The organism is Streptomyces sp. NPDC107546 (assembly GCF_055639175.1).
Genome location: NZ_JBVKBA010000004.1, coordinates 159,829 through 183,338, shown reverse-complemented (window position 1 = coordinate 183,338; position 23,510 = coordinate 159,829). Strand labels below are relative to the sequence as shown.

Genomic DNA, 23,510 nt, shown 5'->3' with positions numbered 1-23,510 from the left:
GACTCGGAGCAGATCAGACAACCGCCAGATCAACGACGTCGGCGTGCCCGCCCCGTCCGCGCCGCCTTGGCCCGCTTGGCCGCGAACCGCACCCCACCGGGGCTCTCCCCGACCTCGACCCGCACCACGGTCGAGGGCGGGTCCACAATGCCCTCCCCTACATGGAGGATGGACGTCTCGACCGCACCGAGCTTGGCCAGAGCGGTGGCCGCACTCTTCAGTTCCTCTTCCGCAGTGTCGCCCTTGAGCGCCAGCATCTCCCCGTAGGGACGCAGCAGGGGAATGCCCCAGGTGGCCAGACGGTCCAGCGGAGCCACCGCCCGCGCGGTCACGACATGGACCGGCGGAATCTTGCCCATGACCTCCTCGGCCCGGCCGCGAACGACGGTCACATGATCAAGGCCGAGCAGCTCGACGACCTCGGTGAGGAAATTGGTGCGCCGCAGCAGCGGCTCGAGCAGCGTGATCTTCAGGTCGTCCCTTACGAGCGCCAGGGGAATACCGGGCAGGCCGGCACCCGAGCCGACATCGCACACCGTCACCCCTTCGGGGACGACCTCCGAGAGCACCGCGCAGTTCAGCAGGTGCCTCTCCCACAGGCGGGGCACCTCGCGCGGGCCGATCAGCCCTCGCTGCACACCCGCCTCGGCCAGCAGCTCGGCGTACCGGACCGCATCTGCGAAGCGATCACCGAATACGTCACGTGCCTGCTCGGGCGCAGGGGGGAGCTCCACTGCCTCCGTCACGGGGACCGTCCTTCCGTACCGCATCAGCGCCACCAGCGCCGATCACCAGAACTACCAGGCTGACAAAGTTCGGCCCCGCCTGCGCTACAGACGGGGCCGGAGAGACGTACGGACCGATTCAGGCGGGCAGCACGACGACGAAGCGCTGCGGCTCCTCGCCCTCGGACTCGCTGCGCAGGCCCGCGGACTTGACCGCGTCGTGCACGACCTTGCGCTCGAACGGCGTCATCGGCTTGAGCTTCATGGGCTCCCCGGTGCTCTTTACCTCGGCTGCCGCCTTTGCACCAAGCTCGGAGAGCTCCGCACGCTTCTTGGCGCGGAAGCCCCCGATGTCGAGCATCAACCGACTGCGGTCGCCGGTCTCCCGGTGCACGGCCAGGCGCGTGAGCTCCTGGAGCGCCTCCAGCACCTCGCCGTCACGGCCGACCAGCTTCTGCAGGTCACGGCTGCCCGTGTCGCTGATGATCGAGACGGACGCGCGGTCACCCTCGACGTCCATGTCGATGTCGCCGTCGAGATCGGCGATGTCCAGCAGACCCTCGAGGTAGTCCGCCGCGATCTCACCCTCCTGCTCCAGGCGGGTCAGGGTGTCTGCACCCTCGGCAGCGGCGGAGGTGGTGCCTTCCGTCACGGGATGGACTCCTTCTTACTTCTTGGACGGGGACTTGGGCCGCTGCGGACCCTTGCGCTGGCCGGACTGGGCCCGGCTACGGGTACCACCGCCGGGCTGCGGCGTCGCCTTCTTGGCGGCCTCGGCCGGCTTGGCGTCCTGCGGTGCGTCGGTCTTGTCCAGCGACGGCGAGGAGGACGTCGGCTCGGAGCCCCCAGCCGGCTTGGCCCCACCGGTCTGGCGCTGCGCCTTGCTCTGCCGCTTGGGCTGCTGACGCTTCGGGGTGGCGGCACCGGCGACCGTCGTACCGTCCTCGGCGGTGGCGACGGCCGTGACCTCGCTCTTCACCACGGTGCCGTCGGGCTGGGCCGCGAGGCCCGCCTTGGTCAGACCGTTGATGAACTTGCGCTCGAACTCGTTGCGGTCTCGGCCCTTGGCGACGATCGCCTTGACGATGGCCTTCTCACTCCGCCGGCGGATCTTGCCGTGGTGCGTGACGTGCTTGTACAGGCGCTCCAGGTACGCGGCCTGGGCCTTGGAACCCGGGGTCGGGTTGTTGTGGATGACGTACATCTGCTGGCCCATGGTCCACACGTTGGTGGTCAGCCAGTAGACGAGGACACCGACCGGGAAGTTGATGCCGAAGACGGCGAACATGACCGGGAAGACGTACATCAGCATCTTCTGCTGCTGCATGAACGGCGTCTTCACCGTCGTGTCGACGTTCTTCGTCATCAGCTGGCGCTGCGTGTAGAACTGCGACGCAGACATCAGGACGATCATGACCGCGGTGACGACCCGGACGTCGGTCAGCGAGGCACCGAGCTGGGTGACCTTCCCCGAGCCGTCCGTGAACTTCGCGGCCAACGGGGCGCCGACGATGTGCGCCTTACGGGCGCTGGCAAGCAACGTGTCGTTGATGACACCGATCGTCTTGCCCGTCGCGATGCCGTTGAGCACGTGGTACAGGGCGAAGAAGAACGGGGACTGCGCCAGGATGGGAAGGCACGAGGAGAGCGGGTTGGTTCCCGACTCCTTGTACAGCTTCATCATCTCTTCGGACTGACGCTGCTTGTCGTTCTTGTAGCGCTCCTGGATCTTCTTCATCTCGGGCTGGAGCGTCTGCATGGCCCGGGTCGCCTTGATCTGCTTCACGAAGAGCGGGATCAGGCAGATACGGATCAGGATCACCAGGGACACGATGGACAGGCCCCAGGCCCAGCCGGTGTCGGCGCCGAAGATGGCGCCGTACACCTTGTGGAACTGGACGATGACCCAGGAAACGGGTGTGGTGATGAAGCTGAAGAGGCTGGCAATCGTGTCCACTAATCATGCTCCTTGGGCATGGGACGAGGTCTCTGCGGCCGGGCTCGAAGGGAGATTCCCCACGGTGGCCGGTTCGGCGGCGGAGGGCCCGCCCTTGCGTGCGCGCCAGGCGTCACGCAGCATTTCGTGCCACCGCGGACGCTTGCGCGGCGGGACATGGTCCACACCGCCGAGCGACCACGGATTGCACCGCAGGATGCGCCAGGCGGTCAGTGCCGTCCCCTTGATCGCACCGTGCCGGTCGATGGCCGTGTAGCCGTAGTGGGAACACGACGGGTAGTACTTGCACACAGGCCCGAGCAGCGGACTGATCGTCCACTGGTAGAGCTTGATCAGAGCCAGCAGCGGGTACTTCATCGCGTGCCCCCTCCTCCCAGCAGCCGCTGGAGAGCGGCATCCAGGTCTCGGGCCAGCTGTGCATGGTCGGCGTCACCCGCACCGGGCAGCGCTCGTACGACTACCAGGCTACCGGGGGGCACCAGGGCCACTCGGTCACGCATCAGATGGCGAAGCCTGCGCTTCACCTTGTTCCGAACGACTGCTCCACCCACGGCCTTGCTCACGACGAAACCCGCACGCGTCGGGGGAGCGCTCTCCCCAGGCGCGTGCGGGTCCGTGGCACCGCTACGAAGGTGGACGACGAGAAGCGGGCGTCCCGCCCGGCGTCCTCGGCGTACCGCGGTCGCGAAGTCCTCGCGCCGCCTCAGCCGATGCTCGGTAGGCAGCACGACGTCATGACCTGTACGCGATCAGGCGGACAGGCGGGCGCGACCCTTGCTGCGGCGGGACGCCAGGATGGCGCGGCCGGCACGGGTGCGCATACGCAGCCGGAAGCCGTGGGTCTTCGCGCGACGACGGTTGTTCGGCTGGAAGGTGCGCTTGCTCACTCGGGGGCTCCAGTAATGATTCGGTGGGTGGCGGGGTGTCACCTGGCTGTCACCGTGCGCCCACGAGTAGCTCGCGTTACGCCCGAGTGCACCGCTTCCCGATCACCGAAAAGTGCGCTGGTCGGCACACTGATACGTGATCTGTGCCCATCGGAGGCAGGCGGCAGCAGCCATCGACAACTCGACCTGGTTACGGTACGCGGGGCCGCGCCATCCGGTCAAACCGGTGGCCGGTCGGGGACACTTGTCCACAGGCTGGGGACAACAACTTGAACCGTACGGGCCGCCCTGACTACCGTGACTGGACTCCGATTCGTTCCTTTATCGCTGCCCGAGCAGTTTTGCTCCCGACCTGACCGAACCGATTCACATCCCGACCCGTCCCGCAACCAGACGTTCGTGGGACCTGTGAGAGAGCGTGCCCTGTGGCTGACGTACCCGCCGATCTTGCCGCAGTGTGGCCGCGAGTACTCGAGCAGCTCCTCGGTGAGGGCCACGGGCCGGGCGTCGAGGCGAAGGACGAGCACTGGATCAGGCGCTGCCAGCCGCTGGCGCTGGTGGCCGACACCGCCCTGCTCGCCGTCCCGAACGAATTCGCGAAGGGTGTCCTCGAGGGCCGGCTGGCGCCGATCGTCAGCGAGACCCTGAGCCGTGAGTGCGGCCGCCCGATCCGTATCGCGATCACCGTCGACGACTCCGCGGGCGAGCCGCCCGCTCCGCCCGCCCAGTCGCGCTACGAGGAGCCCGAGCTGCCCTCTCCGCAGGGCCGCGACGCGTACGACGGCGGCGGCTACGAGGGGTACGGCCGCCACCGTGCCGACGACCACCGCGACCACCGCGACCACCGTGATCACCGTGATCACCGCGCAGGCCGCCCCGACCAGCGGCCCGCCGACCAGCTCCCGGCCGCCCGGCCCGCGTACCCGGGCGAGTACCAGCGCCCCGAGCCCGGCGCATGGCCGCGCCCCAGCCAGGACGACTACGGCTGGCAGCAGCAGCGGCTCGGCTTCCCCGAGCGCGACCCGTACGCGACACCGGACTACCGCACGCAGTCGCTGGACCGCTCGTCCTACGAGCAGCAGCGCTCGGATTACGACGGCGGGCGCCCCGACTACGACGGCGGACGCCCGGATTACGACAGCGGTCGCCCCGACTACGAGCAGCAGCGACCTGACTACGAGCAGCAGCGGCCGGACCGCCGCGAGCTGCCGGAGCCGCCCTCCGGCAACGGCCACGTGCACAGAGGGGGCCCGGTCGGCCCGAACCTGCCCACGACCGGCGCCCCCGGCCCGCTGGCCGCGCAGCCCGCGCCGGCGACCGGGCCGGGCGAGCCCACCGCGCGCCTGAACCCCAAATACCTCTTCGACACGTTCGTGATCGGTGCCTCGAACCGCTTCGCGCACGCCGCCGCCGTCGCCGTCGCCGAGGCACCGGCCAAGGCCTACAACCCCCTGTTCATCTATGGGGAGTCGGGGCTCGGAAAGACCCACCTGCTGCACGCGATCGGACACTACGCGCGCAGCCTGTACCCCGGCACACGCGTGCGGTACGTGAGCTCCGAGGAGTTCACCAACGAGTTCATCAACTCCATCCGTGACGGCAAGGCGGATGCCTTCCGCAAGCGCTACCGCGACATGGACATCCTGCTCGTCGACGACATCCAGTTCCTGGCGCAGAAGGAGTCGACGCAGGAGGAGTTCTTCCACACCTTCAACACGCTCCACAACGCCAACAAGCAGATCGTGCTGTCCTCGGACCGGCCGCCCAAGCAGCTGGTCACCCTGGAGGACCGGCTGCGCAACCGCTTCGAGTGGGGGCTGATCACCGACGTCCAGCCGCCGGAGCTGGAGACGCGCATCGCGATCCTGCGCAAGAAGGCGGTACAGGAGCAGCTGAACGCGCCGCCGGAGGTACTGGAGTTCATCGCCTCCCGGATCTCCCGCAACATCCGCGAGCTGGAGGGCGCGCTGATCCGGGTGACGGCGTTCGCGTCGCTCAACCGGCAGCCCGTGGACCTGGGCCTGACGGAGATCGTGCTCAAGGACCTGATCCCGGGCGGCGAGGACACGGCCCCCGAGATCACCGCGACGGCCATCATGGCGGCCACCGCGGACTACTTCGGGCTGACGGTCGAGGACCTGTGCGGCACCTCGCGCGGTCGCGCCCTGGTGACCGCGCGGCAGATCGCGATGTACCTGTGCCGTGAGCTGACCGATCTGTCGCTGCCGAAGATCGGCGCGCAGTTCGGGGGCCGCGACCACACGACGGTCATGCACGCCGACCGCAAGATCCGCGCGCTGATGGCCGAGCGGCGCTCCATCTACAACCAGGTGACGGAACTGACGAACCGCATCAAGAACGGCTGACGCGGTCGCCACGGTCGGCGCGGACGGTCTACGCCTCCGTAGGCGCCCTGGGACAAGGCCCCGGGGCGCCTTTTGCGTTCCGGTCCTGCTCCTCCCGCGTCCCCGGAGCACCGGAGCACCAGACGCCTCACGACACCCGCTGTTCGATTACCTGCCGCGTTACGGCCACTCTCCACAGATTCGGTGACTTTCTTCCGTCCACATCCTGGGGACCGCGGAGTTGTCCAGATCGCGTCCACAGGGAGTGCTGGCGAAGAACGATCAGGCCAGCTCACGGGCTTGTGGATTCGTGGACGGAGAATCTCCACAGCCTGTGGACGAGAAGAAGATCCACAGGCTGTGCACGGAGTTGTCCACCGGCAACCCACAGGCCGAGGCGGGTTGTCCCCAGTGATCCCCAGCTTCTCCACAGTCCTGTCCACTGTTCGGCAACCCGGCGCGCCTCCTCACCGACGGGAGTGAAAGGCGTCACACCAAGGTGCTGGGTTGCCCTGTGGGAAAGACGGGTAAAGCTGGGGACGGCGCTGGGGAGAAGTGCCCCGAGGCTGTGCGCGGGGTGTGCAGAACTTTCCGTTCTCCACAGAGACCCCTGGTTGTCCACGGGCTGCGCCCACAGGCCCCGTGGACAAAATTCCGCCTCCGACCTGGGAAAACGCAGTTATCCACGGTTTCCACAGGCCCTACTACTACTCCCAACTAGAGAGACCGGGAAATTCGCTTGGAAGCGGGGTCTGTGCACAACTCGCCCTCCGGCTCCCGACTGCCCCTCGTCACGACTTGACCCTGAGAGGCACCTACTGTCAGTGGGGTGCGTCAGACTGGTCCCCGGTGTCCTTCCCCTCGCCGGGACCCACGACACCGAGTCAGACGACGAAGGCCAGCAGGGCGAGAGTGCCGGCAACAGCAGGAGGCGGCTTACGGTGAAGATCCGGGTGGAACGCGACGTACTCGCGGAGGCAGTGGCCTGGGCGGCGCGCAGCCTCCCGGCCCGTCCGCCGGCGCCTGTCCTCGCCGGCCTGCTGCTGAGGGCCGAGGACGGCCAGCTGAGCCTGTCCAGCTTCGACTACGAGGTCTCGGCGCGCGTGTCCGTGGAGGCCGAGGTCGAGGAGGAGGGCACGGTCCTCGTCTCCGGCCGCCTCCTAGCCGACATCTCCCGCGCCCTCCCCAACCGTCCCGTGGAGATTTCCACAGACGGTGTACGGGCGACGGTGGTCTGCGGCTCCTCCCGGTTCACCCTGCACACACTGCCTGTGGAGGAGTACCCGGCGCTGCCGCAGATGCCGAACGCGACGGGTACGGTCCCCGGCGAGGTCTTCGCCTCCGCCGTGCAGCAGGTCGCGATCGCCGCCGGCCGTGACGACACGCTGCCCGTGCTGACCGGTGTGCGCATCGAGATCGAGGGCGACACGGTCACGCTGGCCTCGACCGACCGCTACCGCTTCGCGGTCCGCGAGTTCCTGTGGAAGCCGGAGAACCCGGAGGCGTCCGCGGTCGCCCTGGTGCCCGCCAAGACGCTCCTGGACACCGCCAAGGCGCTGACCAGCGGTGACAGCGTGACCCTGGCGCTGTCCGGCTCGGGCGCGGGCGAGGGCCTGATCGGTTTCGAGGGCGCCGGGCGGCGGACGACGACGCGCCTCCTGGAGGGCGACCTGCCGAAGTACCGCACGCTGTTCCCGACGGAGTTCAACTCGGTCGCCACCCTGGAGACCGCCCCCTTCGTGGAGGCCGTCAAGCGCGTGGCGCTGGTCGCCGAGCGCAACACCCCGGTGCGGCTGAGCTTCGAGCAGGGCGTGCTGATCCTGGAGGCCGGTTCCAGCGACGACGCACAGGCTGTGGAAAGGGTCGACGCCCACTTGGAGGGCGACGACATCTCGATCGCCTTCAACCCCACCTTCCTGCTGGACGGCCTGAGCGCGATCGACTCCCCGGTGGCCCAGCTGTCCTTCACGACATCCACCAAGCCCGCGCTGCTGGGCGGCAAGCCGGCCATGGACGCCGAGGCCGACGAGGCGTACAAGTACCTGATCATGCCGGTACGCCTCAGCGGCTGATGGGCGTCCACAGTCCCCTGGGGTCCGGTGGATGACGGGTCCCAGGGGGAAGCCGCAGGTGGGACCACGTATGAGCGCGTATGCCCACAGCTGTGCGTGACCGTCCGGGTTTAGGCTCGGGCGTGGGTACGAACGTGCCCCACACGCCACACAGCGACCTAAGGAACAACTGATGGAGCTCGGTCTCGTCGGCCTCGGCAAGATGGGCGGCAACATGCGCGAGCGGATACGCCGCGCGGGCCACACCGTCATCGGATACGACCGCAACCCGGACCTCGCCGATGTCCACAGCCTGGAAGAGCTTGTGGGCAAGCTGAAGGGTCCGCGTGTGGTCTGGGTGATGGTCCCGGCCGGTGCCCCGACCCAGTCGACGATCGACGAACTGGCCGAGCTGCTCGAGCCCGGTGACGTCGTGGTGGACGGCGGCAACTCCCGCTGGACGGATGACGAGAAGCACGCCGCCGAACTCGGCGTCAAGGGCATCGGCTTCGTCGACTGCGGCGTCTCCGGCGGTGTGTGGGGCCTGCAGAACGGCTATGCCCTGATGTACGGCGGCGACCCCGAGAACATCGCCAAGGTGCAGCCGATCTTCGACGCCCTCAAGCCGGAGGGGCCGTACGGCTCGGTCCACGCGGGCAGGGTCGGTGCCGGCCACTTCTCGAAGATGGTCCACAACGGCATCGAGTACGCCATGATGCAGGCCTACGCCGAGGGCTGGGAACTGCTGGAGAAGATCAAGTCCGTGGACAACGTCCGCGAGGTCTTCCGCTCCTGGCAGGAGGGCACCGTCATCCGCTCCTGGCTGCTCGACCTCGCGGTCAACGCGCTGGACGAGGATGAGCACCTGGACAAGCTGCGCGGCTACGCCGAGGACTCCGGCGAGGGCCGCTGGACCGTCGAGGCCGCCGTCGACAACGCCGTCCCGCTCCCGGCGATCACGGCGTCCCTCTTCGCCCGCTTCGGCTCGCGGCAGGAGGACTCGCCGCAGATGAAGATGATCGCGGCGCTGCGCAACCAGTTCGGCGGCCACGCCGTGGAGAAGAAGTAATCCACAGGACCGCACGGCGGTCCACAACCCTGAGGGAGGTCGGCGAACGACCATGCACGTCACGCATCTGTCGCTGGCCGACTTCCGCTCGTACGCCCGGGTCGAAGTCCCGCTCGACCCGGGCGTCACCGCCTTCGTCGGCCCCAACGGCCAGGGCAAGACGAACCTCGTGGAGGCGGTCGGCTACCTCGCCACCCTCGGCAGCCACCGCGTCTCCTCCGACGCCCCCCTCGTCCGCATGGGCGCCGAGCGCGCGATCATCCGGGCCGCCGTCCGCCAGGGCGAGAGGCAGCAGCTGGTCGAGCTGGAGCTGAACCCCGGCAAGGCCAACCGCGCCCGTATCAACCGGTCCTCGCAGGTAAGGCCCCGGGACATACTCGGCATCGTGCGGACGGTGCTGTTCGCGCCCGAGGACCTCGCGCTGGTCAAGGGCGACCCGGGCGAGCGCCGCCGTTTCCTGGACGAGCTGATCACCGCGCGCTCCCCGCGCATGGCCGGTGTCCGCTCCGACTACGACCGGGTCCTCAAGCAGCGCAACACCCTGCTGAAGTCGGCCGCGCTGGCCCGCCGTCACGGCGGCCGCTCGATGGACCTGTCCACCCTCGACGTCTGGGACCAGCACCTCGCGCGCGCAGGCGCCGAACTGCTCGCCCAGCGCCTCGATCTGATCGCGGCGATCCAGCCGCTCGCGGACAAGGCGTACGAACAACTGGCGCCCGGCGGCGGCCCGGTCGCCCTGGAGTACAAGCCGTCCGCGCCCGGCGAGGCGCACACGCGTGAGGCCCTGTACGAGCAGCTGATGGCGGCGCTCGCCGAGGCCCGCAAACAGGAGATCGAACGCGGCGTCACCCTGGTCGGACCGCACCGGGACGACCTGCTGCTCAAGCTCGGTCAGCTGCCCGCGAAGGGGTACGCGTCCCACGGCGAGTCCTGGTCGTACGCGCTGGCGCTGCGCCTGGCGTCGTACGACCTGCTGCGCGCGGAGGGCAATGAGCCGGTGCTCGTCCTCGACGACGTCTTCGCCGAGCTGGACAGCCGCCGACGTGAGCGGCTGGCGGAGCTGGTGGCGCCCGGGGAGCAGGTCCTGGTGACCGCCGCGGTCGACGACGACGTACCGGACGTACTGACGGGGACGCGGTACTCCGTGTCCGACGGCACCGTGGAGCGCGCATGAGCACCGACGAGCCCACCCCGAAGAAGACGCCGGAGCTGTCCGGCGTGGACCTCGCGCGCGTGGCGCTGCGGGCCGCGAAGGAGCAGGCACGCGCGCGGGGGGAGGCGGCGCAGCAGAAGAGGCAGGCGCGGAGCGGGGGCTTGCGCTCCGGCGCGCGCGGCGACCGGCGCGACCCCATGCCGCTCGGTGCGGCGATCAACCGGCTGATCGCGGAGCGTGGCTGGGAGACCCCGGCCGCGGTGGGCGGTGTGATGGGCCGCTGGCCGCAGATCGTCGGCGAGGACCTCGCCCGGCACTGTGTTCCGCAGACATACGACGAGGACGAGCGGGTCCTGGTCGTGCGGTGCGACTCCACGGCGTGGGCGACGCAGCTGCGGCTGCTGGCGCCGCAGCTGGTGGCGCGGCTCAACGAGGACCTGGGGCACGGCACGGTCCGGCTGATCAAGGTGCAGGGCCCCGGCGGCCCCGCCCACCGCTTCGGCCCGTTGCGCGCCCCGGGGAGCTCAGGGCCCGGAGACACCTACGGGTGACAGACATCACATAAATCCGTCGACGGCAGGAGGCGACGGCTCTTTCGGTGCGCCCGCACGCCGTCGCGAACACCCGTCTTGCTCCCACGTAGCCAAGGGTTGACAGCAGGAAGCGCTGAGTGCCGCTCAGAGCCTCTTGGAGCCCCGCTCCGCATATGGGGAGTCGGGCAAGACCGGTTGAGGGCGGCACATGCGGACTCAGGTACCGGCAAACCCCCATCACTGTCGGCGCTACCGGTAGACTGGAGGGCAATCCCGCCCCGAACGTGGGGACCGTCCGGGAAAAGCTGAGCAACGCTGATCAGGGCTTGACCAACGCAACATGCCGCAGCCGCTCCGGCAACCCGCCGACGAGCCCGGCTCGTGCTGTGCCAGAAAGGGCGCTTCGTGGCCGATTCCGGCAACCCCAACGAGAACATCCCGTCCACCGACGCGGGCGCGAACGGCCCGGCGACCTCCTCGAACGGGGAGGTCACGGCCTCGTACGACGCCAGTGCCATCACCGTCCTCGAGGGTCTTGACGCGGTCCGCAAGCGACCCGGTATGTACATCGGCTCGACCGGGGAGCGCGGCCTGCACCACCTTGTGTACGAGGTGGTCGACAACTCCGTCGACGAGGCGCTGGCCGGGCACGCGGACACCATTGACGTGACGATCCTGGCCGACGGCGGTGTGCGGGTCGTCGACAACGGTCGTGGCATCCCGGTGGGCATCGTGCCCTCCGAGGGGAAGCCGGCCGTCGAGGTCGTGCTGACCGTGCTGCACGCAGGAGGCAAGTTCGGCGGCGGCGGTTACGCGGTCTCCGGCGGTCTGCACGGCGTCGGTGTCTCCGTCGTGAACGCCCTGTCGTCCAAGGTCTCGGTCGAGGTGAAGACCGACGGTCACCGCTGGACGCAGGACTACAAGATGGGCGTCCCGACGGCCCCGCTCGCCAAGCACGAGGCGGTCGAGGAGACCGGCACCTCGGTCACGTTCTGGGCGGACCCGGACATCTTCGAGACCACCGAGTACTCCTTCGAGACGCTGTCGCGGCGCTTTCAGGAGATGGCGTTCCTCAACAAGGGTTTGACCATCAAACTCACTGACGAGCGCGAGTCGGCGAAGGCCACCGCCGGGGCGGACGAGGCGGGAGCCGACGAGAAGGACGAGGTCAAGACCGTCACGTACCACTACGAGGGCGGCATCGTCGACTTCGTGAAGTACCTCAACTCCCGCAAGGGAGACGTGGTGCACCCCACGGTCATCGACCTGGAGGCCGAGGACAAGGACAAGAGCCTGTCCCTCGAGGTCGCGATGCAGTGGAACAGCGGCTACAGCGAGGGCGTGTACTCCTTCGCCAACATCATCCACACCCACGAGGGCGGTACGCACGAGGAGGGCTTCCGTGCCGCGCTGACCTCGCTGGTCAACAAGTACGCGCGCGACAAGAAGCTGCTGCGCGACAAGGACGACAACCTCACCGGTGACGACATCCGCGAGGGTCTGACCGCGATCATCTCGGTCAAGCTGAGTGAACCGCAGTTCGAGGGCCAGACCAAGACCAAGCTGGGCAACACGGAGGCCAAGACCTTCGTGCAGAAGGCTGTCTACGAGCACCTCAACGACTGGCTGGACCGCAACCCGAACGAGGCCGCGGACATCGTCCGCAAGGCCATCCAGGCGGCCACCGCGCGCGTGGCGGCCCGCAAGGCGCGTGACCTGACCCGCCGCAAGGGCCTGCTGGAGACGGCGTCCCTGCCGGGCAAGCTCGCCGACTGCCAGTCCAACGACCCGGCCAAGTGCGAGATCTTCATCGTCGAGGGCGACTCCGCCGGCGGCTCGGCCAAGTCCGGCCGCAACCCGCAGTACCAGGCGATCCTCCCGATCCGCGGCAAGATCCTCAACGTGGAGAAGGCCAGGATCGACAAGATCCTGCAGAACCAGGAGATCCAGGCGCTGATCTCGGCCTTCGGCACGGGCGTGCACGAGGACTTCGACATCGAGAGGCTCCGCTACCACAAGATCATCCTGATGGCGGACGCCGACGTCGACGGCCAGCACATCAGCACGCTGCTGCTGACCTTCCTGTTCCGCTTCATGCGGCCGCTGGTCGAGGCCGGGCACGTGTACCTCTCCCGCCCCCCGCTGTACAAGATCAAGTGGGGCCGGGACGACGTGGAGTACGCCTACTCGGACCGCGAGCGCGACGCGCTGATCGAGATGGGCCGCCAGCGCGGCAAGCGGGTCCGCGAGGACTCCATCCAGCGCTTCAAGGGCCTCGGCGAGATGAACGCCGAGGAGCTGCGCGTGACCACGATGGACCAGGAACACCGCGTCCTCGGCCAGGTCACCCTCGACGACGCCGCCCAGGCCGACGACCTGTTCTCGGTCCTGATGGGCGAGGACGTCGAAGCGCGGCGCGCGTTCATCCAGCGCAACGCCAAGGACGTCCGCTTCCTCGACATCTGAGTCGGTCTCAGCTGACCGCACCAGGAAGGACCTTCACCAGCAATGACCGACGAGAACACTCCCGTCACCCCTGAAGAGGGCGGCGAACTCGCCATGCGCGTCGAGCCCGTCGGGCTCGAGACGGAGATGCAGCGCTCGTACCTGGACTACGCGATGTCCGTCATCGTGTCCCGCGCGCTGCCCGACGTCCGGGACGGCCTCAAGCCCGTCCACCGGCGCGTGCTGTACGCGATGTACGACGGCGGCTACCGCCCCGACCGCGGCTTCTACAAGTGCGCCCGTGTCGTCGGCGACGTCATGGGCAACTACCACCCGCACGGCGACTCCTCGATCTACGACGCGTTGGTCCGGCTCGCGCAGCCGTGGTCGATGCGGATGCCGCTGGTGGACTCCAACGGCAACTTCGGCTCCCCGGGCAACGACCCGGCGGCGGCCATGCGCTACACCGAGTGCAAGATGGCGCCGCTGTCGATGGAGATGGTCCGTGACATCGACGAGGAGACCGTCGACTTCACGGACAACTACGACGGCCGCTCCCAGGAGCCGACCGTCCTGCCGGCCCGCTTCCCGAACCTGCTGATCAACGGCTCGGCCGGCATCGCGGTCGGCATGGCGACCAACATCCCGCCGCACAACCTGCGCGAGGTCGCGGCCGGCGCCCAGTGGTACCTGGAGAACCCGGAGGCCTCGCACGAGGAGCTGCTCGAGGCCCTCATCGAGCGCATCAAGGGCCCGGACTTCCCGACCGGCGCCCTGGTGGTCGGCCGCAAGGGCATCGAGGAGGCGTACCGCACCGGCCGCGGCTCGATCACCATGCGCGCGGTCGTCGAGGTCGAGGAGATCCAGAACCGCCAGTGCCTGGTGGTCACGGAGCTGCCCTACCAGGTCAACCCGGACAACCTGGCGCAGAAGATCGCCGACCTGGTGAAGGACGGCAAGATCGGCGGCATCGCGGACGTCCGCGACGAGACGTCGTCGCGGACCGGCCAGCGCCTGGTCATCGTGCTGAAGCGGGACGCGGTCGCCAAGGTCGTGCTGAACAACCTCTACAAGCACACCGACCTGCAGACGAACTTCGGCGCCAACATGCTGGCGCTCGTCGACGGCGTGCCGCGCACGCTGTCGCTGGACGCGTTCATCCGCCACTGGGTGACGCACCAGATCGAGGTCATCGTCCGCCGCACCCGCTTCCGGCTGCGCAAGGCCGAGGAGCGGGCGCACATCCTGCGCGGCCTGCTGAAGGCCCTGGACGCCATCGACGAGGTCATCGCCCTGATCCGGGGCAGCCAGACCGTCGAGATCGCGCGTGAGGGCCTGATGAGGCTGCTCGAGATCGACGAGATCCAGGCCAACGCCATCCTCGAGATGCAGCTGCGGCGCCTGGCCGCCCTCGAGCGCCAGAAGATCGTCCAGGAGCACGACGAACTCCAGGCGAAGATCAACGAGTACAACCAGATCCTCGCCTCCCCCGTCCGCCAGCGCGGCATCGTCAGCGAGGAGCTGGCCGCGATCGTCGAGAAGTACGGCGACGACCGGAAGACCAAGCTGATCCCGTACGAGGGCGACATGTCCATCGAGGACCTGATCGCCGAGGAGGACATCGTCGTCACGGTCACCCGCGGCGGCTACATCAAGCGCACCAAGACCGACGACTACCGCGCCCAGAAGCGCGGCGGCAAGGGCGTGCGCGGCACGAAGCTCAAGGAAGACGACATCGTCGACCACTTCTTCGTGTCGACGACGCACCACTGGCTGCTGTTCTTCACCAACAAGGGCCGTGTCTACCGCGCCAAGGCCTACGAGCTGCCGGAGGCCGGCCGGGACGCGCGCGGCCAGCACGTGGCCAACCTGCTGGCCTTCCAGCCGGACGAGGCGATCGCCGAGATCCTCGCCATCCGCGACTACGAGGCCGCGCCGTACCTGGTGCTGGCCACCAAGTCCGGCCTGGTCAAGAAGACGCCTCTGAAGGACTACGATTCGCCCCGCTCCGGCGGTGTCATCGCGATCAACCTCCGTGAGACGGCGGACGGTTCCGATGACGAACTGATCGGGGCCGAACTGGTCTCGCCCGACGATGATCTGCTTCTGATCAGCAAGAAGGCACAGTCGATCCGGTTCACGGCGACCGACGAGTCCCTGCGCCCGATGGGCCGCGCCACCTCGGGTGTCAAGGGCATGAGTTTCCGTGAGGGTGACGAACTGCTCTCGATGAATGTTGTTCGACCCGGTACGTTCGTGTTCACTGCCACCGACGGTGGGTACGCGAAGCGGACCGCCGTCGACGAGTACCGCGTCCAGGGCCGCGGCGGCCTCGGTATCAAGGCCGCCAAGATCGTGGAGGACCGCGGTTCGCTCGTCGGCGCGCTGGTGGTCGAGGAGACCGACGAGATCCTCGCCATCACACTGTCCGGCGGTGTGATCCGTACGCGGGTCAATGAGATCAGGGAGACGGGCCGTGACACCATGGGCGTCCAACTGATCAACCTGGGCAAGCGCGATGCCGTGGTCGGCATCGCACGTAACGCCGAGGCGGGACGCGAGGCGGAGGAAGTCGACGGCGACGTGGCCGTGGACGAGACCGCGGAAGGTGCCGCGACCACCGGCACGGACGAGGGTGAGGCGCCCTCGGCCGAGTAGCACGAGGAGTGAGTCAGCGTGAGCGGAGCCACGGGCGCCGGATCGACCGGTATGGACACGGACGGCGGCGGCCGTGGCTCTGCCGCGGACGCGACAGATCCGCACACGACGAATCTGAAGGCGATCAAGCCGCCTGCGACCGACTCGCCCTCGCCCGACCCACAGCAGAAGCCCGGCTCCGGCTCGGCCGCCGCCGCGCAGCCCGCCCCCGGCGCACAGCCGGCCGCGTCCCCGCTGCCCGGAGAGCGCCGGCAGCAGCCCGCGGCCCCCTACCACCCGCCGCAGGCCTACCAGCCGCAGGCCCCGGCCGGTGCCGTACGCCGCCCCCGCACCGGGGCGGGCACGATGCCCCGCACCCGCAAGGCACGCCTGCGCGTGGCCAAGGCCGACCCGTGGTCGGTGATGAAGGTCAGCTTCCTGCTCTCCATCGCGCTCGGCATCTGCACGATCGTGGCCTCCGCGGTGCTGTGGATGGTCATGGACGCGATGGGCGTCTTCTCCACGGTCGGCGGCACCATCTCGGAGGCCACCGGCTCGAACGAGTCGAACGGCTTCGACCTGCAGGCGTTCCTGTCCCTGCCGCACGTCCTGATGTTCACCACGATCATCGCGGTCATCGACGTCGTCCTGGCGACGGCCCTCGCGACGCTCGGTGCCTTCATCTACAACCTGTCGGCCGGTTTCGTGGGCGGCATCGAACTGACGCTGGCGGAGGACGAGTAGACACCGCCCTCGCGCTCTCGCGGAGACTCGGGAGCCGCCCGCCGGGTATCGATTTTGGGACTGCCCACCTGGTGCGCTAATCTTCAGGGGTCAGCGCGCGGGAGACACACCGCGGAGCGCGGCGGGGCTATAGCTCAGTTGGTTAGAGCGCATCCCTGATAAGGATGAGGCCACAGGTTCAAATCCTGTTAGCCCCACCAGCGAGAAGACCCCCGGTCCACTAGGACCGGGGGTCTTTCTGCGTCGACGGTCCGGTGCGCAGGCTTCGTGCGAAGAGCGGTACCGACAGCAGGAGCAGGGCTCCTTCGACGGCCAGGCTGAGCAGCCCGAGCGGTTCGGTCCAGTTACCGATGTCGTCGCCGTAGTCGGGCAGTCCCGGGCCCCTGGAGAGGATGTAGCCCAGCAGGGGGCCGAGGGCGACACCGGCTGCCAGCAGCCATCCCGGTCGGACGAAGCCGACGAGGAGCAGCACGGCGGCGACCACGGCCGCGATCTCCAGGACGTGGTATGCGACGCCGAGGTAGTAGGGGTCCCGCGTCACCGTGATGCCGCCTTGGTCCACGACATGGATGGCGGCCACGGCGAGGGACAGTAGGGCTCCCGCCCACCTGGCCACCCAGGCAGAGCCCGGCACCGGCGCAGTGTGGTGTGACATCCGAGGTGCCTTCCCCTTGCTTCGGCAGCGCGTGCACGCCGGTCCTGCATCAGGTCCAGCTTCGGGGCACGGCTGCTCCCCGTCGCCCCCGACGGGGCAGACGAGTGACAGGGGGAGGTACCGCCGCGGACGGCGCTCCTGCGGCCGGGATCGCTGATGGCCTCGGGCTGCCGGCGCATCAGGGCATGGAAAGGCCCGACCGCCGGCGACGGGGGATGCACCGGCGATCGGGCTATGGCCAAGGGTAACAAGGCCACTTGCGCGGCGGGGAGCGACTGCTCGACGGCGACCCGGGGTTGTGATCCGGATCACTGCCGGTCGCACGGGGGGTCGTACGAGAGGCGGGGCAGGTACTCCTGCCATTTCTCCGGTGTCAGAACGCCCCGTGTGGTCGAGCAGATGCGGCGGACGGCCTGGTCGACGTCCAGGTTCCACAGCCGGACGGTGTCCGCGCCGCTCGACACCCCGAGCAGGTGGCTGGCGGGGCTGAAGGAGAGGAAGTTGCCCGTCTTGGCGTTGGGGCTCATCGACTGGCCGATGGGGGAGGCCTTGTCCGGGTCCGTGACGTTCCACAGCCGTACGGTGTTGTCGTTGCCACCGCTGGCCAGCCGGTGACCGTCCGGGCTGAACGTCAGCGACACGACCGCCTCCGTGTGGCCGATGAGGGCGGTGCCGAGCCGGGTGGCGTGGAGCGGGTCGGTGACGTTCCACAGATGGACCGTGTCGTCGTCGCTGCCACTGGCCAGCGTGTGGCCGTCCGGGCTGTAGGCGAGCGTGTTGATGGGGCCCAGATGCCCGGTGAGCGGTGAGCCGAGCGGTCGCGGACGCCGGGGGTCGGTGACGTTCCACAGCCGTACGGTGCCGTCGGCGCTGCCGCTGGCGAGGGTGTGGCCGTCGGGGCTGTAGGCGAGGGCGTTGACGTAGCCGGTGTGGCCGGTGAGGGGCTTGCCCAGGCGGCGCGGGCGGGCCGGGTCGGTGATGTCCAGCAGTTGGATGGTGCGGTCGTCGTAGTCGACGGCCAGTGTGTGGCCGTCGGGGCTGAGCGCCAGCGCGTCGGCGCCCGCGTACCGGGTCCGCAGCGGGACGGGCGAGCCGTAGGAGACCGGATGGGCGGGATCGGCGACGTTCCACAGCTGGACCGTGTTGCTGGTCCCCGTCAGGACGGCGAGGGTGCGGCCGTCGGGCGAGAACACCAGCGACCGCAGGTCGCGCTCCCCGGTCGTGAAGGGCCTGCCCAGTGCCACGGGCCGCTCGGGGTCCGTCACGTTCCACAGCCGGATCCTGCTGTCGCCCGCGGCCGTCGCGAGGACCGTCCCGTCCGGGCTGAACGCCCCGATCCGGCCGATCATGTCCGACCTCCGTATCGACCACAGCCGGACCTTGCTGTCGCCGCTGCCGGTGGCGAGGGTGTGCCCGTCGGGGCTGAAGCCGAGGGCGTACATCTCGCCGCTGCTGCCCGAGAGCGGTTCGCCGACCTGCGAGGGGTAGCCCGGGTTGCTGACGTTCCACAGGCTCGCCGTGCTGTCCGCGCTGCCCGCGGCGATCAGGGACCCGTCCGGGCTGAAGGCCACGGACCACACCGGGCCGGTGTGGCCGGTCAGGGGCTCGCCGAGGGCGCTCGGACGCCGTGGGTCGATGACGTTCCACAGCCGTACGGTGTTGTCCGCGCTGCCGCTGGCGAGGGTCCTGCCGTCCGGGCTGAAGGCCACGGAGTGCACGGTATGGGTGTGGCCGGTCAGGGGTCGGCCGAGGGAGTGCGGGTTCCGTGGGTCGGTGACGTCCCACAGCCGGACCGTGGTGTCGTCGCCACCGGATGCCAGTGTCTTCCCGTCGGGGCTGAACGCGATGGACCGTACGGCGTTGGTGTGGCCGGTCAGCCTGGTGAGCGGGACCGGATGCCGGGGATCGGTGACCTTCCACAGCCGTACGGTGTGATCCTCGTCGGCGGTGGCCAGCGTGTGCCCGTCCGGGCTGAAGGCGGCCAGGAAGATCGTGCCGTCGTGGCCGGTCAGGGGATCGCCCAGGGAACGCGGGTGCCGCGGGTCGGTGACGTCCCACAGCCGTATCGTGCCGTCGTCCCCGGCGCTGGCCAGGGTGCGGCCGTCCGGGCTGAAGACCGCGCTGCTCACCCAGCTCGTGTGGCCTCTGAGGGGCTTGCCCAGGGGGCGTGGGCGCGCCGGGTCGGTGACGTCCCACAGCCGGACGGTCCGGTCGTAGCTGGCGGTGGCCAGGGTCCGCCTGTCCGGGCTGAACGAGGTCAGGTAGACGGCGCCGGTGTGGCCGAGCAGCGGCGTGGCCAGCGGTGCGTTCACGATGGAGATCAACCGGCTGTTGGTGCCCTCGTCGTCCGGTCGCAAGCGGTGGGCCACGACGTCGATCTGGGCGGACAGCGACGGGTCGGTGTACTGCACCCGGTCCGCTTCGGCGACCACCTGCTCGAACACCGCGTCGTCCCGCTGCTGCCACGCGATCACCGACGAACCGACCGCCAGCAGCGCCAGGACGACCAGCGACGCCACGGCTCCCCGCCGGAGCCGGACGGTGCGCTTGCGCAGCCGGACCGAAGCGGCCAGGAACTCCACCGCGCTGCGGGTGAGAAAGGTGTCTCCCGAGGACTTCGCCCAGGTATGGGCCTGCTCCAGACGAGAACCCCGGTACAGCAGCGCGCTGTCGCGGTGGGATGCCTCCCAGGCCCTGCCGTCCTCCTCCAGTCGCTGACGCAGCAGGTTCCCGTTCCTGTCCTCGTCGATCCAGTCGCGCAGGCGTGGCCAGGCGTGGAGCAGCGCCTCGTGGGTGATCTCCACGGTCTCCGCGTCGAGCGTCACCAGTCGGGCGCGAACCAGCGCTTCGAGCGACTCCTCCGTCTTGCCGGGGTCCGTCGACTCCTCCGCCAGTTGCCGTCGGGTGCCCCGCCTGCGGGTGGCCTGGGTGTCCTCGCCCAGCCGGACCAGCCTGAGCAGGAGCAGGCGCGCGGCCGTGCGGGCCGCCGGGTCGAGACCGGACCAGGCCCGCTCGGCCGTCGCCGCCACCGCTCCCTGGATCCCGCCGGCCGCGCGGTAGCCGGCCAGCGTCAGCCGGCCCGCCTTGCGCCGCTGCCAGGTGGCGAGCAGGGCGTGCGAGAGCAGGGGCAGCACGCCCGCGTCGTGCGCCCCGCGCGGGCCGTCGACGCTCACCTCCCGGACGATCAGCTCCGCCAGCCCCGGTTCGAGTTCGAGTCCCACGGCCTTGGCCGGGCCCGACACTGCTTCGCGCAGCTCCGCGGTGGTCAGTGGCCCGAGCACCATGTGCCGGTGCTGCAGCGCGTCGGCCAGTTCGGGGTGCCCGAGGCACTGCTCGTAGAAGTCGGCGCGTATGCCGAGGACCACGAGCACGGGGGCGAGGTCACCTGGGGCGGCGGGTGAGCACGCCGCGTGCAGGAGCCGGACGAACATGCGCCGATCGGCCTCGTCCGGGCAGAGGGTGAACGCCTCCTCGAACTGGTCCACGATGACGACCGGGCGAGCGGCGCGGGACGTCTCGCGCCGTGCCCAGGCCACGACGGCCTCCCGCACCGCGTGCTCGAAGCGCCCGGTGCCGGGCTCGTACGCCTCCGCCTCCTTCTCGGCGGACAGGACGGGTACGAGCTCGGGGATCCGGCGGGTCAGCTCCGCGAGGGGGTCGCCGCCCGGTACGAGCTGCAGCACGTCGCTGTCCCGGCCGCCGCGCAGGGCGGGCACCAGACCGGCGTTCAGCAGGGAGGACTTCCCCGCTCCCGAGGCGCCCACGAGCATGACCAGGCCGCCGGTCCGCTCGGCCGCCTCGAGTTGGCCGACGAGGGCGGCCGTGCACCGCTCCCGGCCGAAGAACCACCGGGCGTCCTCCTGGCGGTAGGGAGCAAGCCCTCGGTACGGGCACACGCCGCCGGGGACGGCCGGGGCGTCGGCGGGGGAACGCTCCTCGTCTTCCGTCTCCTCCTCGGACGCCGAGGGGCGGTCGCCGACCGGGTCGGCCACCGCGCGCTCCCACAGACGCTGCCACCGGGCCAGGTCGTACAGGCCGGTGGACACCGGCGCGGGCCGTGAGCGCCGTGCTTCGGGGATCAGGACGTGCAGCACCGCCGCGAGGGCGGCGAACTGGGCGGGCACGTTCCTGGCCCGCCGCCAGTCGCTGATCCGCTGCGCGGACACCCGCACGGGGCGCCCTCGTTCGTCGACCCGCTGCAACCGGACGACCGCCTCCGCCACGCGTTTGAGGGGAGGGTTGCCGGCCTCCTTGTACAGCAGGGCGAGACGTTCCGCGAAGGCCGTGCGTGCTCCCGAGTCGGAACTCAAGGTCCCCACCCCTTACTTCCACCGCACCCGACGTCCGGACCGGAAAACTCACCTTATACGGCTGACCTGCGGTTAAGTTGCCCGGACCGTACTGGAACCTCCTCGCTGAAGGCATCAACTGGCAGGATCCACGGCGCGGGAGCGAACCGACCGCGCGGTGCCCGGACAGGCCACCGGATCGGCGCTCGGCGAGACGACGTGCGACATCGCAGGTCCGCGACGCGCCCTGCCTTTCCCAGACCGCGCCGGTATGGCTCGGCTCGACGCCACCACCCGGTTCGGCACCGGTCTCCACGAGGGGAGGGACCGGTGCCGGACGGTGGGGCGCGCAGAAGGCGCCCTCCGGCTCCCACCCGAGTGTCCCGAGCCGCCGTCATCGCCGCCGCACGCCCCTGGTTAACTGACGGTTCGTCATTTACGGTCTGCCCTGCCGTACCGTCTCCGATAAGGGTGGGTGCAGTGCAGACACGTCCGCAGAGCCCCCGGCCGCCGGGCACCCCCCGGTGGGTCGCGATGTACCACCAGCCGTCCACGGCCTCCTGGCGGGTGGCGGCTCAGTCGCCCCACCGCTCCGCCGTGCTGTACGCGGTCGGTGAGATGACCCAGACCGCGCGGGCGCGCGGAGACGACGTGACGGTCGCCCTGTGGGGCCCGAAGGACGGCGCCTGGCATCTGTTCGACGCGCCGGAGGGCAAGACCGCCACGGAACCGCTTCCGCGCCCTGCCCGGAGCAGCGAGGAGCCGGGCAAACTCGCCGAACGCATGGCCGACCGCCGCCACCAGGTCCTGATGGCCGGCCTGAGCAAGGCAGGACTGTACGACCTCACGCAGGTGGACACGGCGGCGCTCCAGGAGCTGGTGGAGCGGCTCGACGAGCCCACGGTGCGTCGCGTCGCCCACTGGCTCGCGGCTGCCGCCGGATAGAGGGCGTCCGTCCGACGTTCCGCCTGGCGGGCGACGCCCGGCGGGACGTCGGAGACAGACACTCCCTGGCCCCAGGCCCCTCGGTCCGTCACCGCCCCACGCGCGGAGCGCTACGGTTGCCTCTGTACGGACGGAGAGAGAGGCGGACCGGATGAGCAGTACCGTCGCGGAGGCCCTGGTCACCCTGGGCCGCCGGTACGTGCGGGACGCTCCGGGCTCGCTCGGCAAGGCGCCCCTGGCCGCCCGGTTCCTGAACCCGCATCTGCGGGACCACCCCCGTCGACGGGTCGTCGACACGCGCTTCGGTGCGCGGTTCGCGGTCGACACCCAGGACCTGATCCAGCGGTACCTGTATCTCTTCGGAGTGTGGGAGCCGCACATGACCCGCTGGATCCAGCGCCGGCTGAAGCCGGGAGACGGATTCATCGACGTCGGAGCCAACATCGGCGTCTTCAGCGTGCTGGCCTCACACCTCGTCGGCGACCGGGGACATGTCGTGGCGATCGAGGCCTCCCCGGCGTTCCACCACCGTCTGGTGCAGCAGGCCCGGCTGAACGGGTGCCGGAACATCCGGGCCGTGAACGCCGCCGTCTCCGACGCCCCCACCACGCTGACCTTCGTGCTCGCCAGCTCGCGCAACATGGGCGCGAACAGCATCGTCCCGTACGACGGGCCGGCCGAGTCCACCTTCGAGATCGACGCCCTGCCGCTGCCGGAGCTGCTCGATCCGCAGGAGATCGCGAACGCTCGCGTGATCAAGATAGATGTCGAGGGGGCGGAGGGCGGCGTCGTCCGTGGACTGGCTCCCGTTCTGGACAAGCTCCGGCCGGACGCGGAGATCACCGTCGAGGTGACCCCCGAGCGCATGGCGCGACTCGGGGACCGCGCCGAGGACTTGATGAGCACCATGGCCGATGCCGGCTTCCACGCCTACCGGCTGGCCAACGACTACGCGGCCGAGAGCTACCCGCGAGCGCTGAGCGGGACGCCCGGGGTGGCGGTCCGCCTGCGGGGCCCGGTCGTCGAGGAGACCGACCTGGTCTTCTCCCGGGTGGACGCCGAAACCCTGCCCTGA

Annotated in this window: 18 protein-coding genes and 1 tRNA gene; 11 read left to right on the top strand and 8 right to left on the bottom strand. The window is 69.6% G+C overall.

What is annotated here, in order from left to right:
* Nucleotides 1-29: 29 nt before the first annotated feature.
* From rsmG to rpmH, 6 genes are all read right to left on the bottom strand, one after another.
* Nucleotides 30-746: a 16S rRNA (guanine(527)-N(7))-methyltransferase RsmG gene (gene rsmG, locus ACZ7L1_RS07790; protein WP_471435132.1), complete on the bottom strand. Its 717-nt coding sequence runs from the start codon at nucleotides 744-746 to the stop codon at nucleotides 30-32.
* 118 nt (nucleotides 747-864) lie between these two features.
* A complete protein-coding gene (locus ACZ7L1_RS07785) occupies nucleotides 865-1,377 on the bottom strand; it encodes a Jag family protein (RefSeq protein ID WP_471435130.1) in 513 nt (170 codons plus the stop codon).
* Between the two features lie 15 nt (nucleotides 1,378-1,392).
* Nucleotides 1,393-2,682: a membrane protein insertase YidC gene (yidC, locus tag ACZ7L1_RS07780; RefSeq protein ID WP_471435128.1), complete on the bottom strand. Its 1,290-nt coding sequence runs from the start codon at nucleotides 2,680-2,682 to the stop codon at nucleotides 1,393-1,395.
* Nucleotides 2,683-2,685: 3 nt separating this feature from the next.
* Nucleotides 2,686-3,039: a membrane protein insertion efficiency factor YidD gene (yidD, locus tag ACZ7L1_RS07775; protein WP_471435126.1), complete on the bottom strand. Its 354-nt coding sequence runs from the start codon at nucleotides 3,037-3,039 to the stop codon at nucleotides 2,686-2,688.
* Nucleotides 3,036-3,410 (bottom strand): ribonuclease P protein component, encoded by a 375-nt coding sequence (gene rnpA, locus ACZ7L1_RS07770; RefSeq protein WP_388989049.1) that lies wholly within the window; start codon nucleotides 3,408-3,410, stop codon nucleotides 3,036-3,038. The genes yidD and rnpA overlap by 4 nt, the downstream gene beginning before the upstream one ends.
* 21 nt (nucleotides 3,411-3,431) lie before the next feature.
* Complete coding sequence (gene rpmH, locus ACZ7L1_RS07765) at nucleotides 3,432-3,569, bottom strand: 50S ribosomal protein L34 (protein WP_003956500.1); 138 nt, start codon at nucleotides 3,567-3,569, stop codon at nucleotides 3,432-3,434.
* Between the two features lie 425 nt (nucleotides 3,570-3,994).
* Here rpmH and dnaA point away from each other — a divergent pair, with 425 nt between their 5' ends.
* The 9 genes from dnaA to ACZ7L1_RS07720 all read left to right on the top strand — a co-directional run bounded on the left by dnaA (nucleotide 3,995) and on the right by ACZ7L1_RS07720 (nucleotide 16,746).
* Nucleotides 3,995-5,935: a chromosomal replication initiator protein DnaA gene (gene dnaA, locus ACZ7L1_RS07760; RefSeq protein ID WP_471435124.1), complete on the top strand. Its 1,941-nt coding sequence runs from the start codon at nucleotides 3,995-3,997 to the stop codon at nucleotides 5,933-5,935.
* A 920-nt stretch (nucleotides 5,936-6,855) separates the two neighbouring features.
* The gene (dnaN, locus tag ACZ7L1_RS07755; protein WP_471435123.1) at nucleotides 6,856-7,986 is read left to right on the top strand and encodes a DNA polymerase III subunit beta; all 1,131 of its coding nucleotides are present in this window, start codon (nucleotides 6,856-6,858) and stop codon (nucleotides 7,984-7,986) included.
* A 172-nt stretch (nucleotides 7,987-8,158) separates the two neighbouring features.
* Nucleotides 8,159-9,034 (top strand): phosphogluconate dehydrogenase (NAD(+)-dependent, decarboxylating), encoded by an 876-nt coding sequence (gene gnd, locus ACZ7L1_RS07750; protein WP_471435121.1) that lies wholly within the window; start codon nucleotides 8,159-8,161, stop codon nucleotides 9,032-9,034.
* Nucleotides 9,035-9,086: 52 nt separating this feature from the next.
* A complete protein-coding gene (gene recF, locus ACZ7L1_RS07745; RefSeq protein ID WP_471435120.1) occupies nucleotides 9,087-10,208 on the top strand; it encodes a DNA replication/repair protein RecF in 1,122 nt (373 codons plus the stop codon).
* The gene (locus tag ACZ7L1_RS07740; protein WP_471435119.1) at nucleotides 10,205-10,738 is read left to right on the top strand and encodes a DciA family protein; all 534 of its coding nucleotides are present in this window, start codon (nucleotides 10,205-10,207) and stop codon (nucleotides 10,736-10,738) included. Before recF ends, ACZ7L1_RS07740 begins: the two co-directional genes overlap by 4 nt.
* Nucleotides 10,739-11,101: 363 nt before the next feature.
* A complete protein-coding gene (gene gyrB / locus ACZ7L1_RS07735) occupies nucleotides 11,102-13,186 on the top strand; it encodes a DNA topoisomerase (ATP-hydrolyzing) subunit B (RefSeq protein WP_471435117.1) in 2,085 nt (694 codons plus the stop codon).
* A 42-nt stretch (nucleotides 13,187-13,228) separates the two neighbouring features.
* Nucleotides 13,229-15,823 carry a DNA gyrase subunit A gene (gyrA, locus tag ACZ7L1_RS07730; protein ID WP_471435115.1) on the top strand — a complete coding sequence of 865 codons (2,595 nt, stop codon included), beginning with the start codon at nucleotides 13,229-13,231 and terminating at the stop codon, nucleotides 15,821-15,823.
* 18 nt (nucleotides 15,824-15,841) lie between these two features.
* Complete coding sequence (locus ACZ7L1_RS07725; protein WP_471435113.1) at nucleotides 15,842-16,546, top strand: DUF3566 domain-containing protein; 705 nt, start codon at nucleotides 15,842-15,844, stop codon at nucleotides 16,544-16,546.
* Between the two features lie 123 nt (nucleotides 16,547-16,669).
* Nucleotides 16,670-16,746, top strand: a tRNA-Ile gene (locus ACZ7L1_RS07720).
* A 20-nt stretch (nucleotides 16,747-16,766) separates the two neighbouring features.
* Here ACZ7L1_RS07720 and ACZ7L1_RS07715 read toward each other — a convergent pair.
* Both ACZ7L1_RS07715 and ACZ7L1_RS07710 read right to left on the bottom strand, forming a co-directional pair.
* Nucleotides 16,767-17,126, bottom strand: a complete 360-nt coding sequence (locus ACZ7L1_RS07715; RefSeq protein ID WP_471435111.1) for a hypothetical protein — start codon at nucleotides 17,124-17,126, stop codon at nucleotides 16,767-16,769.
* A 383-nt stretch (nucleotides 17,127-17,509) separates the two neighbouring features.
* Nucleotides 17,510-21,520, bottom strand: a complete 4,011-nt coding sequence (locus tag ACZ7L1_RS07710) for an nSTAND1 domain-containing NTPase (protein ID WP_471435109.1) — start codon at nucleotides 21,518-21,520, stop codon at nucleotides 17,510-17,512.
* Between the two features lie 450 nt (nucleotides 21,521-21,970).
* On the opposite strand from ACZ7L1_RS07710, the gene ACZ7L1_RS07705 reads away from it, so the two are divergent.
* Entirely contained in the window at nucleotides 21,971-22,435 is a 465-nt protein-coding gene (locus ACZ7L1_RS07705; RefSeq protein WP_471435107.1) for a hypothetical protein, read from the top strand.
* A 151-nt stretch (nucleotides 22,436-22,586) separates the two neighbouring features.
* Entirely contained in the window at nucleotides 22,587-23,510 is a 924-nt protein-coding gene (locus ACZ7L1_RS07700; RefSeq protein WP_471435106.1) for an FkbM family methyltransferase, read from the top strand.

Excerpts from the sequence above, each read along its gene's own strand:
- yidD (WP_471435126.1), bottom strand. The coding sequence starts at position 3,039 with ATGAAGTACCCGCTGCTGGCTCTGATCAAGCTCTACCAGTGGACGATC.
- gnd (WP_471435121.1), top strand. The coding sequence starts at position 8,159 with ATGGAGCTCGGTCTCGTCGGCCTCGGCAAGATGGGCGGCAACATGCGC.
- recF (WP_471435120.1), top strand. The coding sequence starts at position 9,087 with ATGCACGTCACGCATCTGTCGCTGGCCGACTTCCGCTCGTACGCCCGG.
- ACZ7L1_RS07740 (WP_471435119.1), top strand. The coding sequence starts at position 10,205 with ATGAGCACCGACGAGCCCACCCCGAAGAAGACGCCGGAGCTGTCCGGC.
- gyrA (WP_471435115.1), top strand. The coding sequence starts at position 13,229 with ATGACCGACGAGAACACTCCCGTCACCCCTGAAGAGGGCGGCGAACTC.
- ACZ7L1_RS07700 (WP_471435106.1), top strand. The coding sequence starts at position 22,587 with ATGAGCAGTACCGTCGCGGAGGCCCTGGTCACCCTGGGCCGCCGGTAC.